We start from the raw sequence: 13,319 nt of genomic DNA on the forward strand, positions 1-13,319 counted from the left end.
GACTGTCCTCTGTTTTTCCAACCTCCTGTGGCTTAGGCTTAATGTTATTCTGATAATAATCATATGTTACTGAAGGAACATTGCTTAAAACTTCCATATCGGTTATCTCACCGATAAACATCGTATGTGAACCTAAGTCCTCTGTTTTAGTAACTGTCACAGAAATGTATGCATTTGTACCTTCTGTAATATAATAAATACCATTCGTGCCCCTGGCACACTGCTCAAATGCTTCAAACTTATTGGTATCTCTTCCTGATTGGAAGCCAAAATGTTTGAACAATTCAAATTGTGCCTTCTGACTTAAGACTGATACAGTAAATTTTCCGGTTCTTTGAATCATATCATGCGTATAATTTGCCTTATTTACACAGATACTTAACTGGTTTGGTTCCGAAGCTGCCTGAATGGCTGTATTAATGATGCATCCGTTATCTTTTTCTGCTTCTTTAGCGGTCAATATAAACAGTCCATAACTCAACTTATACATTGCTTTCCTATCCATGCTGTTCCTCCTTTACCTTCTCCCTGCATTTCGGGCAAATGCCTTTAAATGAAATATCGTAATCCACAAATTCAATTCCATGAGTGTTATGAATTCTTTCCAGCAAATCCGGTATTTGATCCATATCCACATCAAAAATTTCACCGCACTTTATACATCTTACATGGTAATGATTTTTCAATGTAAAATCAAATCGGTTCGGTCCATTCGGAACTTCAACCTTTCTTAATGCACCTTCCTCTACCAATATATCAAGATTTCTATATACAGTTCCTTTTCCAATTGATGGATATGCTTCTTTTATAAATTCATACACTTCAATTGCCGTAACGTGTCTTCTCATTTCGTATACGGTATTTCTTACGAGATCTTTTTGAATGGTATTTCTCCTACTTGTCATCCGTCCTCCTTATTAGGATTAGTTCTTAATAAGGATTATATACCACTATCATCCTGTTGTCAATAAAAATAGTAATGATTCTCATTATTATAAAAGGTGCTAAACTGAGCATCTTTTACCTGAATAACTATTTTATTTTGCGTTCAAATACATATTCTGAATCTGAAGATAAATCAGACCTAAACGAATATCCGAGTCTGTCAAATTTCTGAATCTCCACCGGATTTTCAATATTATTTTCCGCTATGAATCTGACCATTTCACCACGAGCCATCTTGGCATAGGTACCTTTTGTTACCAATTTATCTCCGGATAACTCACAAAATACAATCGTAATATATCTGTCCTGTGGTGTCAGATACTTTTCTATACATTTCGAGTATTCTTTTGATGCAAGATTAATGATAATCCTGCTGTCATCAATTACTGAATGATATAACCGGTCCCCCCAGTAATCATATAGATTTGTTGTTTCTTCAATCTCAGCTTTTGCCTGCATTTCAAGGCGATAAGGAGTCACACCATCCAGTGGTTTTAAAATGCCATAAAACGCAGACAGGATTCTTAAATGATTTTGCAGATACTCAAACTGCTGGATTTCAAACACAGCTGGTGCCATATATTGAAATGCAATTCCTTCATATGCTAAAACAGCCGGAGTAAGTCTGTTATAAAGATCCATATTTTCCAATCTGTTAACGTTCTGCTCTGCAATCTTGTCATTACATTTCCAGATAGCTTTCAGTTCCTCTTTTGATTTGCTTTTCATCCAGCTTAATATCTCTGCTGTCTTATCAATAAAGGCAGGCAGTTCAACCGGTGCTATGTTATCTGTATCTACAATCATCTTTTTTGCAGGTGACAATATAATCTTCATCAATTTAATTCCTTAAGCATATTTTCAGGATCATCTGCCGCCTTGACTTTATCATTTGCCTTTCTAATGATTCCCTGCTCGTCAATAAGATATGTGGTTCTTACCACACCCATAGAAACCTTGCCATAGTTTTTCTTTTCTTTCCAGACATCATATGCTTCGATCACCTTACGCTCCGGATCTGCCAAAAGTGTAAATGCCAATCCATATTTTTCCTCAAATTTCTTGTGAGAGGCTACAGAATCCTTACTGACTCCAAGGATCACCGCACCTTTCTCGGTGAATTGTGGATAACGCTCAGAAAAGCCACATGCCTGCTTCGTACATCCTGGTGTATTATCCTTTGGATAAAAATATAAAATTATTTTTTTACCTAAATAATCACTTAATTTATGCACTTCTCCGTTCTGAGCCGGCAATTCAAAATCCGGTGCTTTTGTTCCTATCTCTAACATTTACTATTCCTCCGCTTTTGTATTTTCCACCTGTTTTCTTGTTCTTTTATTACCTGAAATCATTTTATGACCAGAATAGACTGCCATAATCATGCATATCAGAGAGCCAAATGCAAAGTATTTGTGTGCTGCTTTTAACCCTTTATATCCTGTATAAAAAGTTCCAACCATTGTAACTATTGCTCCGATTGACCAATATTTATGTGCTTTCATTTTATACCTCCAAATTGATTAAGCTGTTTCCAAAATAAATATCTCTGGATCATTAACAATATTATACCTTCCATTCATCACTTTCTACAAGTAAGAAAAGAAAAATACTCAATCCATGTAGAGATCGATGTAGCATTCACAGTTTTTAACCGCCTTATTGAAAATGTAATCTGCCATCTTATCAAATAATACAAAAGGATGTATCACGATAATTCTCCCATTACCTTGACGCATCCTTTCGTATTGTATTTTTTGCTATTCTTCTTAATGACAGCTATGGTTTCCACATCCATGTTTACCACATGTATGTCCCTCTCCGTGGCTGTGCTCATGGTGAGAACACTTAACATCTGGATTATAATCAAGTGTATCATTGATAAAAGCTTCTACTGCTTTATCTGCATCTCCTGAAACTCCGCCAAAAAGCTTAATGCCTGCTACCGCTAACGCAGTCTGGGCACCTCCTCCTATTCCGCCGCAGATCAAAACATCGGCATTTAATGCATTAAGAACTCCTGCCAATGCACCATGTCCGCTTCCATTCGTATCTACTACTTCTGAATACAATCTATAATGATAAAATCATAAAATTCCCTTAATCTCTCAATAAGTGACCTCATAATCAGTTCCTTGCTCATTGCGTTTACCAAAGATACCTCAATCGCTGATAATTCTATATTGGCCGGTATCAGATCCACACCTTCCTTATGATGAAGGATTGTTTTTTCCATGTTCAGTTTTTCATCATTCACAATATTTAGCATCAGCGTTGCAAGAGAATACTCCATTTCATCCGGTTCCTCATACCCTAAACTAATTGTGAGACTGCCCTGCGGATCTGCATCTATCAGAAGAACCTTTTTCCCTTCCTGTGCCAGTCCGATTCCTAAATTCACGCACGATACCGTCTTTCCAACTCCACCTTTTTGATTTGATACTGCTATGCACCTGCTTCGCACTGTCACCACAAAGTTCTCCGATTACGTCAATACTCCTCTTTCCTGTATTGTGGTCAACTTGACTACAATTCTTTCTGCCTGCCTTTTTTTGATGGCATCATATTTCATCTTATAGGCATAGGCCTTTTCACTTGGTGTAATTTGCTCTCTCTGCAAATTGGAATCGACCATGATCACTACTGCTTCATCATCCTGCAACATACGAATGATTACCGGAATTTTCTTATATCCCAGCTTCTCAGCCGCATATTTTCTTCTGTGGCCAGAAATAATTTCGTAGTAGCCTTCAATCTTTGGACGAACAATCAATGGATTCAGTACACCATACTTTTTTATGCTGTCCTGCAGCTCAATCATCTGACTGTCTCCGATCACTTTAAATGGATGATTTGGAAATGCTCTTAACCGTTCCATTTCAATCTCAACAACTTTTTCATCCGGATCTCTTACATCCGTTTTTTTATCCATAAGCTATCCTCCTCTAAAATATCTGTAACGAAAAAATCCGCCCAGAATAGATTCTTAATCTAATCTGGGCGGATAGATCCGTCAGGCCTGTTTTGTTCAGGCAAGAAAACCATATTTACATTCATTGACACCCCAATCCTTATCCTACGCTGTAGTTATCTCCATTCGGTACCAGGATTGAATTATTGCATTGGTGCCCGTTAAGAAATTTCGGTGCTCAATATCTGCGTTTAAGTGTTCTCTCGGTGCTCACGAGCATCGGAAAAAAGAAAAAGCAGCAATGAACTTTTACGATCATTGCTGCAAAAAATGCACGTTCCCAGGGGGAATCGAACCCTCAACTAGTGCTTAGGAGTAGACCCGATACGACATCGGGAAGTGGCATCTAATGCTTAAAAATGCTTGGAAATACAAGGTTTTTCAGCATTTCAAATCCCATCTGATACTACGCTGTGATAGCTAATTCAGAGGGATTTTACACCGTCCGATTGGCTCGAAATTAGCAAGTCTTTCGATTTTTGGTGGACGTTGCAAGTGCAAGTAAATGTCACTATGTAACTTCTCGTGATGCGAAATGATAGGAAATCCTATTCATTCTCGTGTGAGGGTGCGGGTGTCCTTAGACACAGATTTCAGTCTGTTTTATATATCATTTCAAAATGAATTTTTCAACCAGAATTATTAAGAATTTCAAAGGTTTTTCAGACTCAATGATTCTATGTAATTTAGACCCGCCGAAGCAGGTCTTTTTTTATTTCAGCATAATCTCTCTATCCTCAGCGCCGAGCATATAAGCACCCTTGGCAAAAGCATCCCTTGCAAGAAGCTCTGCTACATCAACCCTATCGAACAGCATCCATATTTCTTTCTCTTTCGGAGTCAGTTCATGGCTATGGTCAAACAAATGCTCAAGTCCCAATCCTTCAAGCAATGCCGACTTTGCTGCTTTGTATTCCTCAGCTCTGCCAACATATTCGTCGTTCCTTTCCTTGGAAAATGCCTCGATATTGTCAGCTCTCAGATGCTCGTAATACTCGTCCATAAAGATTCTATCCATACTCGTTGACCTCCATAACAAAAAAATAAGGGCAGACCCTTTTACAGCTATTGTAGCTATGTAAAAGGATCTGCCCTTGCAGTTACTATAATGTTTTTGCCAGCGACTTCAGGAGTGCTGCCATTTCCGGATTTTGCAGAAGCTTCAGAAGAAGTTCTTTATCATCAGCGGAGCTTTCCGTTGCGGCTGGTTGAACCGGCTCAGGCGTTGCCTGTCTGCCTGAGTAGAACGCAGCTTCCATTCTTTCAGCGTTCAGTCTGCGGTCATCGTCGATGATATGGGAGTAAACATCCGCTACCATCTTGACCTGTGCATGACCGGAATCGCCTTGAACGGATTTCATATCGCCGCCGTTCAGCTTCAGCTTGTAAGTGATACTGGAATGTCGGAGACTATGGAAAACCACTTTCGGCAGTCCCTTCTCCTCAATCAGCTTATTGAAAGCACGGTTGATAACCTGCCCCTCAATCGGCTTGCCATTGGAAGAACAGAAAACCAGATTGAAGTCTACGAACTCGTCACCGAAAAGGTCTTTCAGTTCTTCGATGTCAGCCTTTCGCTGTACCAACATTTCCGCTACGGTTTTCGGTAAGAACACCTTGCGGACACTTGTTTTGGTCTTAGGAGTTTTGAGAACCAATGCGGTATGCGTACTGGCGAAGGTCGGTGGGAACTTGAACATGATGTCCTTACCGTCCAGATCTGCCATCGCTTCACGATTTACTCTCTGCAACTCCTTTTCAACGAAGATGCTTGCCTGACCAAGTTCAATACTGGTGGGGGAAATGTCAATACAGTCCCAGGTAAGCCCCAGAAGCTCGCCCATTCGCAGGGAACAGGAGAAGGCAAGGTTAATAGCCAGACGAAGAATATCATCGTCACAGGCTTCCAGAGCCTTCTGGAGCACTTCTGCTGTCCAGATATCCCTGGTCTTGTGTTCTTCTTTCGGCAGCGTAGCGTGCTCCACAGGGTTTCTGGTCATCAATTCCCACTTGACCGCTTGATTGAAAGCATTTCGCAATGTCTTGTGAACCTCTCGGACAGTATGCGGAGTCAGATATTCTGTACGGGCTTTTACATACTTAGAAGAAACCGCTTTGACAGAAAGCAAATCTCGGTAATACTTGTCCATGATTCTCGGCGTGACATCCTCCAGCTTCATATCACCGATGAGGGGACGAATATAGTTTGCAATCAGGCTCTTTCTGCTTTCATAGGTAGACATCGCCCAGGTGTTCACACCATAGATTGACATATACTCATCCAAAAGATCATTGACGGTTTTAGCAGAAGGGGGAATAAAGGTTCCGGACTCCTGCTCATATTCAACCTGCAACTTCCTTTTCTTTGCTTCGGCATTCGTTTCAAAGGTTTCCCACTTCTGACGCTTGTTGCCGTTCTCATCGGTGTATGTATAAACCACAGAATACTTCTTTTTTCTCTTAACGATAGATGCCATGTAATCAGCTCCTTTCCTGTCTATCTTCCGCTAACTGGTAGCGGGTCTGATTGTGATACCATTTTTCAAAGCTCTCTTTGGTAGCTCGCTTATACCTGCCAACCTTGATAAGCTCAAAATCTTCATTGGCAACGATATAGTAAATGGTCTGACGATGTACCCCAAGCATTCTTGCCATTTCCGGCAGACCGTAGGTGGATGCCATAATATCTGCATCCAGTTCCTGATCCTCTACCGTGCGGTAATCGGTTTGAGAAGCATACCATCTTTCAAAGCTCTCCTTTGTCACTCTGCGCTTGCCCAGGACATCGACCACATCAAAATGCCCTTTGGCAACCAGTTCGTAAGCAGTCGCTTCTTTCAGCCCAAGGCGCTGTCCAAGCTCCTCCATTGAATATGTAGTTTTCTTCAATTCCTCGCCGGGAGGGGTTCCATCGACCTTCTGGTATTTGAACTGATTGGCATACCATTCTTCAAAGCTGTCGATCATCACCCTCATGGTGTTGCCGACAAGAATGGTTTTGAAGTAATTCTTCTTAATGAGCCAGTATGACTCCGTTTTACCAAGACCGAGCATCCTGCCCATTTCCAGAACAGACATACTCGTGCGTTTTCTCATTTCCGCCATCGTACAACCTCCTATGTAAAAAATGTAGCCATGTGTTTCTTGTCATGGCTACATTTTATCGAACTCTCAATATGTTTTGAAGTTTGTCGCCGGGTTGTACGACGCCCTTGACAAATCTTACATTTGATGATCCAACCACTCATCAAAACTCTTTTTGGAGATTCTGATACTGCCACCGATGCGGACGCTATGGAAAACTTTCTTTTTCACAAGGTTGTATGCGCTGGTTCTGCTGATGCCCAGAATATCCTGAATCTCATCAACCGTATAGGTTCTCTTATCAAACTGAACTGCGTTAGCAGCCATCGCTTCTTCGGTGCGCTGATTCATGGCAGCGATTCTTTCTTCAAACATTTATGTTCACTCCTTCGCTCTCTTTGCTTTATGTTTTGGGGAACGCTTTTTCAGCTGTTCCATTGCCAGGCTGACAGATAAGGCTTTCTCAATCGCTACCATTTCACGGGGCGTTACCTTACCTAAGTAATTATCAATCCTGCTTTTATCAATGGTACGAATCTGTTCCAGCTGAACAACGGACGCTTCTTTGAATGCAGGATTGTCGTAAATAACAAAGTGCGTCGGCATATTCGCTTTCTTATGGATTCTGGTGGTGACCGTTGCCACAATCAATGTGGGAGCGTGTTTATTACCGGTATCGTTCTGAATGACGATAACCGGACGGATGCCGCCTTGTTCCGACCCAACTACCGGGTCCAGCTTGGCGCAATAAATATCACCACGGCAATATACCCAATTTTCTTTCATCATGTGCCATGACCTCCTTTCGTTGGCTATGTAATAACTGACTGCCAGAAAGGAATCAGGCAGTCAGTCCAAAAGTCTATGTGTCCCATATTTGCCACGCACCCCTGGGAAAGAGGGCTTACGCCCTCAGGGAATCACCGAACGACTGATTGCGAATCAGTTCCATAGGAATCTAACCTCTGCCGGGTTCTCCGCCAGCTCCGTAGAGAAGTATCTTTAATCCTGTTGCTTTCATGGCCGTATTGGGAGCAACCCAATATTTACAAGCCAGTATTGATCGCTGGCATCGGGAGAGAGACAAGCGCTTAATTTATAGAAGAAAGTCGTTCTGTTTCTCTATCCGATACGTCTCGGCGTACCGCTGATGTGGCTGATGCTCTCGCACCGGCAACAGGAACGTATTCGATGACTGTGTATTCAGTTTTCAAGGATCAAGCAGCCGATTTTCTTTGGCTGTATCTAAATTGTACCTGTTCCTCATGCAAGTTTTTATTGCCTCGTAGGTATAGTTTTGAGGTTATTCACGACCTAAAAATATGTAATCAAGGGTTGTCTCAAAGCGCACAACCAGTTCGATTGCCAAATCAATAGAGATACCTCTGTTGCCGGTTTCAATTCGTGCAATGGTGTTTGCGGCAACACCTAACTGCTCCGCAAGCTGTTCCTGTGTAAGCCCATGTTCCTTTCTCAAGGCTTTAATTCTTTTTCCGCTTTCAACCAAGTCGTAATACATTTTCGTTCCTCCGTGTTTTTGAATTTGTGAAGTTGCAAAATCAAAAACAGCGGGAGGAGATCGTGCCCGATTCTCAATACCCTTTGCCATCTGCCTGTCCTCCTTGCAGGCATAAAAAAAGAGCCGGAGTAAATTACTCCAAGCTCTCGTTCATGCCTTTGTGTTAATTATGGGGGAAAATAGGCAGGTATAAAAAAAGCCCCGTACCCATTACAGGCACGAGGCGTAACTCTCTCTATTCAATTTTATGCCGCTATCTCCCAGCATAGCCATTTTAACACTGGACAAGTCGGACTTTCAGTAGGGGAACCGTCGTATTTTCATCGGATTTTAGTCGGACTAAAATCCTGTCTTAGCATTCACAATAACACAATGCTTCTTCCTCCCGGGCACTTTCCAGGAAATCTTTCAATTTAGGAATGGCTGTTCCCCAAAGTGACAGACCAAATAACAGTATCGCTTCTTTCTTTCGGTCATAGTAGGTGCTGCGTTCCATATTCAAAACCTCCAGCATTTCTGATTCCCTGTACTTGAAGCGGTTGAGATATGCCTTTGAGATAATCTCACAGTACAGAGCGCCTTTATCTGGATATTCTCTGATTTTCAACATAGCCATATCTACCAGTTCAATGATCCACTTTGTCTCAAATAAGCTGCGAATGCGTTCTTCAAATCGTTCTCTCGCTTCATCCGGAGCAAAGTTCTCCAGATAAATCAATGCACCATCTAAGCTGTCACCGTAAGTACAAATAAGGGTATCACATACATCATTCGCACGATCAATGGTAGACCAGCACACCTCTCGATATATGGATAAAATCAGCTTTGCTCTTTCATACAGAACCTTCTCGTCAATGTTCTGCATCCGGCAAAGCATTCGAATACTGCTTAATACCTGTGTATTATATCTGCTCATTCAGAATCTCCTTTCAGCCTAATCCATAAAATAAGAATTCCTTTCTAACTCCTGTCACTTGGCTAAAGGGAAACAAATACCATGGGACAAGAATGACTATAACTTCCGATATTTGATTAAAATAACAGAAGTGAAATCGGAAGTTCTTGACTTTATAAAAGTTCCGATATATAATTAAGTGGAATTAAAACTTCTGTTATGATTCTTATTATAGCATTTTCCAGAAGTTTGTCAACAAATAATCGGAAGTTACGAATAAATATTTTTTGAAAGGAAGGATACTACCATGACATTTGGAGAAAAAATTAAAGAAGCTCGTTTGGCTATGAACCTATCTCAAACGGAGCTTGCCCAGATGACCGGCATTTCCGAAAGATCCCTTTACACCTATGAGCAGCTCGGAACACTCCCCAGAAAAAGCAACATCAGAAAACTTGCTGAAGCACTGCATATCTCTGTGTCCTATCTTTTGGACGAATCTGAAACGGATAGCCAGAGCCATATAGATCAGGATATGTTTATTTTAGAGGCAAAGGAAAACTTCGGTTCAAAAGGAGCAAAAGAAGCTCAGGAAGTGTTGGGTCGTGTAAATTCTCTGTTTGCCGGTGGAGAATTGGACGAGGACGCAAAAGATGTATTCTTCCAGGCGATTATGTCAGTTTATATGGACTCTAAGAAAACAGCACGGGAAAAGTACACTCCGAAGAAATACAGAAAGCATAAAGATAAAGAGTAAAATCCTCAAGCACAGAATATGTTTTCTGTGTGCGATTCGGAGGTGAAGCAAATGAAAACGGCAGAGCATATCATTGAAACTGTCGATAAGCTTGTGCGAAAATATCACACCAGAGACCCTTACGAGCTATGTCAGCTGTTAGGTATCAAAATCCACTATTACGATTTACAGAAGAAATTGAAGGGCTTCTTCTATTACCAGTCCAGACAAAAGAATATCGTGATAGATCACAATGTGAACGGTATCCTGGAGCGTATATTAGTCGCACATGAATTAGGACACGCTGTCCTGCATACAAAAATCGCTATGATGCACGGCTTTCAAGAAATGGAAGTTTTTGATGATAGATCAATCGAAGAAAATGAAGCAAACTTCTTTGCGGCGGAGCTTCTGTTAGAAGATGGGAAAGTCCTGGAATGCCTTTCGGAACACACATTTTTTGAAACGGCTAAAATGCTCTATGTACCGGCAGCATTATTAGACTACAAATTCAGCCTGCTCCACGAAAAAGGAGAGCTGGTAAATTCGATGTATATTCGTAAAGCAGATTTCCTGAAAGAAGATCTTCATGCCTACGATAACGACATTGGTTATGGCGATATATGAATATCTATTTTTATATCTTTACAGAAAAAGTCCACCAGTACGATGCGTAGTGCATCATGACTGGTGGACTTTTTGCTTCTTAAAGAATCAGTATATTGTGCTGCAAAAAAGAACCCCATAGCAGTTCACTCTGTACCGTCAATGGGCTTCTTTTTCATTATATCAATCAAGCTCCGCTTTTTTTATCATCTCTTGCTGGTCAATCAAGACATCAATCAACTTTCCTACGGTTATCAATGTTGTTACATTACACTTTTTCAGTTTTGCAGCAATCTCATTATCAATGATGCTGTCGCATTTTGCATATGGGGTATCCAGTAAAAAATAGTCAAAGTTCTTTTCCAAGACGAATGCCAGTTTTAGAAGCATTGCCAAAGAAACTTTCGTCTGTCCAACTTCAACATGGCTCATATGATTGTTCGAGCAACCAACCAACGCACCCAAATCAGCCTGACTATAACCCTTTTCCAGTCGGGCAGCTCTAATGCGCTGACCAATCTTAACGTAATCAATTTCCGGTTGCGTTTCAATCACCTCCATGCTGTGTATGATTCTGCTATACATTATAAAATGTACCAAAAATCTCAACAACCAACATCGGGTGCAAGTTGCATTTATAAATGCAATATGATAAAATTTTATAGGCAGATTGCATTAAATGATAGAATGAAAAGAACCCCAAGACGACAATATGAGCTATCTTGAGGTTCTTTAAAATAAAAAATTCGTAGAGTACATTACTCCACGAATCGCATTCTTCTCTGTTTTTTTTAGTTTATATCTTTATTTTACAAATTGTCGCACTGTTTGTCAATATGTTAGGGACATAAAACACGAGGTTTTGCACAAAAATCCATCTTAGAAAGTTCCAAAGTCACAATTTGCCGTCAGAATTATAGTCATATTGAAGGAGGTGTACCTTATGGCACGAAAAGGAGAAAATATTTACAAAAGGAAAGACGGCAGATGGGAAGGAAGATACATTAAGTCCCGATCTTCTACAGGCAAAGCCAATTACGGTTATGTTTATGCAAAGTCATATCGAGAAGTCAAGGCAAAACTTATCAGTCAAAGTTCGTGCACGAGTAATTCTGTCACTGTCGATCCAGAAATTAGCTCAGATCAATTTGAACAGGTTGCTATGGAATGGTTTCAAGCTATATGTCCTAAAGTGAAGGAATCTACAAGCAACAAATATAGGAATCTTCTCAGCTCGTATATACTTCCTGTGTTCGGAAGCAAACAATTGCGTGATATAACACACGAGTTTATTGAAACGCAGTGTAATTTTTTCCTTGTTTCTGGTGGATTAAAGGAGAATGGACTTTCCTCTAAAACTGTTTCAGATATTTTATCTCTAATTCGAAATGTCTTACAATTTGCCACCCGAAACGGGAAAGCCATTTCTTGTGACGCACGATCTATACAGATAAAACGTCAAACGAAGGAAATGAGAGTTTTGAGTCGTGCTGAACAGGAAAAATTATGCCAATACTTGTATTCTAATCTTGATTCCTGCAATATTGGTATATTAGTATGTTTATTCACTGGTCTCAGAGTAGGTGAAATTTGTGCGTTACGATGGGAAGATGTTTCATTCTCAGATTACACAATCCACGTGCATCAAACGCTCCAGAGAATCCAAGATAGAACCAACAGTGAATACAAGACAAGGATTGTTGTTACCACACCAAAAAGTGCTTGCTCCATCCGTACTATTCCAGTACCCCATGGCTTAATGACTATTCTTACAGCACACAAAGCTTCTTCTACTGGCTACATCCTAACCAATAGCGATCAGAATCCATTAGAACCAAGAACCATGCAAAATCATTTTAAGAAGGTATTGAAAAACAGCGGAATCACCTCCGCAAATTATCACTCGTTACGTCATACATTTGCTACAAGGTGCATAGAGCTTGGATTCGATGTAAAAAGTCTCAGCGAAATATTGGGTCATGCCAGCGTGAATATTACAATGAATCGCTATGTACACCCATCCATGGATTTAAAAAGAGAAAATATGCAACGGCTTTCTGATTTATTAGCCGTCAAATAAATTGTCAACACCGTCAAATAATGCTGAGTTTTCAGTGTTTGGCGGTGTTTTTTCGTGGAGTAATGTACTCTACGAAAGAGTATACCCAGGAGGAGATTTATTGATTCAATTTGTAGGGCGAGATGCTTATAAGCAGTTTTGGAATTTTAGTAAAGATGAGAAAGAGAACTTGGCCACTCAATTGGCGATTGAGTTACCCGCACTCAGAGGAAAAGTTGGTGCATCACAAGAAGAAATTGCTTCGGCTGTTGGTATTTCACGACAAACTTATAGTGCCTACGAAAATCGGACACGCCCAATTCCATGGAGTTTATATCTAGCACTATTGTTTTATTTTGATTACATTCCAAGTACACATTATATGATTCGCCAGCTTGAATTATTCCCAAATGAAAGAAGTTATGGAAATAAGACTTAGAAGCAAACTTAAGAGTGTGTTGATAGTGCAGTATCTTAAAATTTTGTATAATAGGAATTGAAGTT

18 protein-coding genes and 2 pseudogenes are annotated in these 13,319 nt (G+C 40.4%); 4 read left to right on the forward strand and 16 right to left on the reverse strand.

The window, feature by feature from the left end; all coding sequences use genetic code 11:
* Positions 1-55: 55 nt before the first annotated feature.
* The 15 genes and pseudogenes from C7U56_RS16385 to C7U56_RS08745 form a co-directional block, all read right to left on the reverse strand.
* Positions 56-505: pseudogene (locus C7U56_RS16385) on the reverse strand (flavin reductase family protein); the annotation flags it as partial.
* Positions 498-905 carry a Fur family transcriptional regulator gene (locus tag C7U56_RS08680; RefSeq protein ID WP_107000938.1) on the reverse strand — a complete coding sequence of 136 codons (408 nt, stop codon included), beginning with the start codon at positions 903-905 and terminating at the stop codon, positions 498-500. The gene C7U56_RS08680 and the pseudogene C7U56_RS16385, both read right to left, overlap by 8 nt.
* 127 nt (positions 906-1,032) lie before the next feature.
* Positions 1,033-1,782 carry a peroxide stress protein YaaA gene (gene yaaA / locus C7U56_RS08685; protein WP_107000939.1) on the reverse strand — a complete coding sequence of 250 codons (750 nt, stop codon included), beginning with the start codon at positions 1,780-1,782 and terminating at the stop codon, positions 1,033-1,035.
* Positions 1,782-2,237: a thioredoxin-dependent thiol peroxidase gene (gene bcp, locus C7U56_RS08690; protein ID WP_107000940.1), complete on the reverse strand. Its 456-nt coding sequence runs from the start codon at positions 2,235-2,237 to the stop codon at positions 1,782-1,784. The genes yaaA and bcp overlap by 1 nt, the downstream gene beginning before the upstream one ends.
* 3 nt (positions 2,238-2,240) lie before the next feature.
* A complete protein-coding gene (locus tag C7U56_RS08695) occupies positions 2,241-2,450 on the reverse strand; it encodes a DUF6219 family protein (protein WP_015516636.1) in 210 nt (69 codons plus the stop codon).
* Between the two features lie 264 nt (positions 2,451-2,714).
* Positions 2,715-3,017, reverse strand: a pseudogene (locus C7U56_RS08700) (NifB/NifX family molybdenum-iron cluster-binding protein); the annotation flags it as partial.
* Positions 3,002-3,418: a ParA family protein gene (locus C7U56_RS08705; RefSeq protein WP_477100004.1), complete on the reverse strand. Its 417-nt coding sequence runs from the start codon at positions 3,416-3,418 to the stop codon at positions 3,002-3,004. The gene C7U56_RS08705 and the pseudogene C7U56_RS08700, both read right to left, overlap by 16 nt.
* A 12-nt stretch (positions 3,419-3,430) precedes the next feature.
* Entirely contained in the window at positions 3,431-3,877 is a 447-nt protein-coding gene (locus C7U56_RS08710) for a ParB/RepB/Spo0J family partition protein (protein WP_233430222.1), read from the reverse strand.
* A gap of 751 nt (positions 3,878-4,628) precedes the next feature.
* Positions 4,629-4,934, reverse strand: a complete 306-nt coding sequence (locus tag C7U56_RS08715; RefSeq protein ID WP_002304425.1) for a hypothetical protein — start codon at positions 4,932-4,934, stop codon at positions 4,629-4,631.
* Between the two features lie 85 nt (positions 4,935-5,019).
* Positions 5,020-6,393 carry a site-specific integrase gene (locus tag C7U56_RS08720; RefSeq protein WP_002304423.1) on the reverse strand — a complete coding sequence of 458 codons (1,374 nt, stop codon included), beginning with the start codon at positions 6,391-6,393 and terminating at the stop codon, positions 5,020-5,022.
* Positions 6,394-6,397: 4 nt separating this feature from the next.
* On the reverse strand, positions 6,398-7,021 hold the full coding sequence (locus C7U56_RS08725) for a helix-turn-helix domain-containing protein (protein WP_002304420.1): 624 nt from the start codon (positions 7,019-7,021) through the stop codon (positions 6,398-6,400).
* A gap of 117 nt (positions 7,022-7,138) precedes the next feature.
* Positions 7,139-7,351: a helix-turn-helix domain-containing protein gene (locus tag C7U56_RS08730; protein ID WP_477100006.1), complete on the reverse strand. Its 213-nt coding sequence runs from the start codon at positions 7,349-7,351 to the stop codon at positions 7,139-7,141.
* Positions 7,352-7,381: 30 nt separating this feature from the next.
* Positions 7,382-7,786, reverse strand: coding sequence for a type II toxin-antitoxin system PemK/MazF family toxin (locus C7U56_RS08735; protein ID WP_002304415.1), 405 nt, complete (start codon positions 7,784-7,786; stop codon positions 7,382-7,384).
* Positions 7,787-8,303: 517 nt separating this feature from the next.
* Entirely contained in the window at positions 8,304-8,609 is a 306-nt protein-coding gene (locus C7U56_RS08740) for a helix-turn-helix transcriptional regulator (protein WP_002304413.1), read from the reverse strand.
* Between the two features lie 262 nt (positions 8,610-8,871).
* Complete coding sequence (locus C7U56_RS08745) at positions 8,872-9,435, reverse strand: hypothetical protein (protein WP_002304412.1); 564 nt, start codon at positions 9,433-9,435, stop codon at positions 8,872-8,874.
* A 286-nt stretch (positions 9,436-9,721) separates the two neighbouring features.
* Here C7U56_RS08745 and C7U56_RS08750 point away from each other — a divergent pair, with 286 nt between their 5' ends.
* Positions 9,722-10,171 carry a helix-turn-helix domain-containing protein gene (locus C7U56_RS08750; RefSeq protein ID WP_002304411.1) on the forward strand — a complete coding sequence of 150 codons (450 nt, stop codon included), beginning with the start codon at positions 9,722-9,724 and terminating at the stop codon, positions 10,169-10,171.
* Between the two features lie 51 nt (positions 10,172-10,222).
* Positions 10,223-10,777, forward strand: coding sequence for an ImmA/IrrE family metallo-endopeptidase (locus tag C7U56_RS08755; protein ID WP_002304410.1), 555 nt, complete (start codon positions 10,223-10,225; stop codon positions 10,775-10,777).
* Positions 10,778-10,939: 162 nt separating this feature from the next.
* Here C7U56_RS08755 and C7U56_RS08760 read toward each other — a convergent pair whose 3' ends face one another.
* Entirely contained in the window at positions 10,940-11,317 is a 378-nt protein-coding gene (locus C7U56_RS08760) for a helix-turn-helix domain-containing protein (protein WP_002578940.1), read from the reverse strand.
* A 382-nt stretch (positions 11,318-11,699) separates the two neighbouring features.
* Here C7U56_RS08760 and C7U56_RS08765 point away from each other — a divergent pair, with 382 nt between their 5' ends.
* Entirely contained in the window at positions 11,700-12,836 is a 1,137-nt protein-coding gene (locus C7U56_RS08765) for a tyrosine-type recombinase/integrase (RefSeq protein WP_002304408.1), read from the forward strand.
* A 34-nt stretch (positions 12,837-12,870) separates the two neighbouring features.
* Positions 12,871-13,254: a helix-turn-helix domain-containing protein gene (locus tag C7U56_RS08770; protein WP_099323097.1), complete on the forward strand. Its 384-nt coding sequence runs from the start codon at positions 12,871-12,873 to the stop codon at positions 13,252-13,254.
* Positions 13,255-13,319 lie beyond the last annotated feature (65 nt).

The sequence above is a fragment of the Clostridium fessum genome, from assembly GCF_003024715.1.
Lineage (GTDB): Bacteria > Bacillota > Clostridia > Lachnospirales > Lachnospiraceae > Otoolea > Otoolea fessa.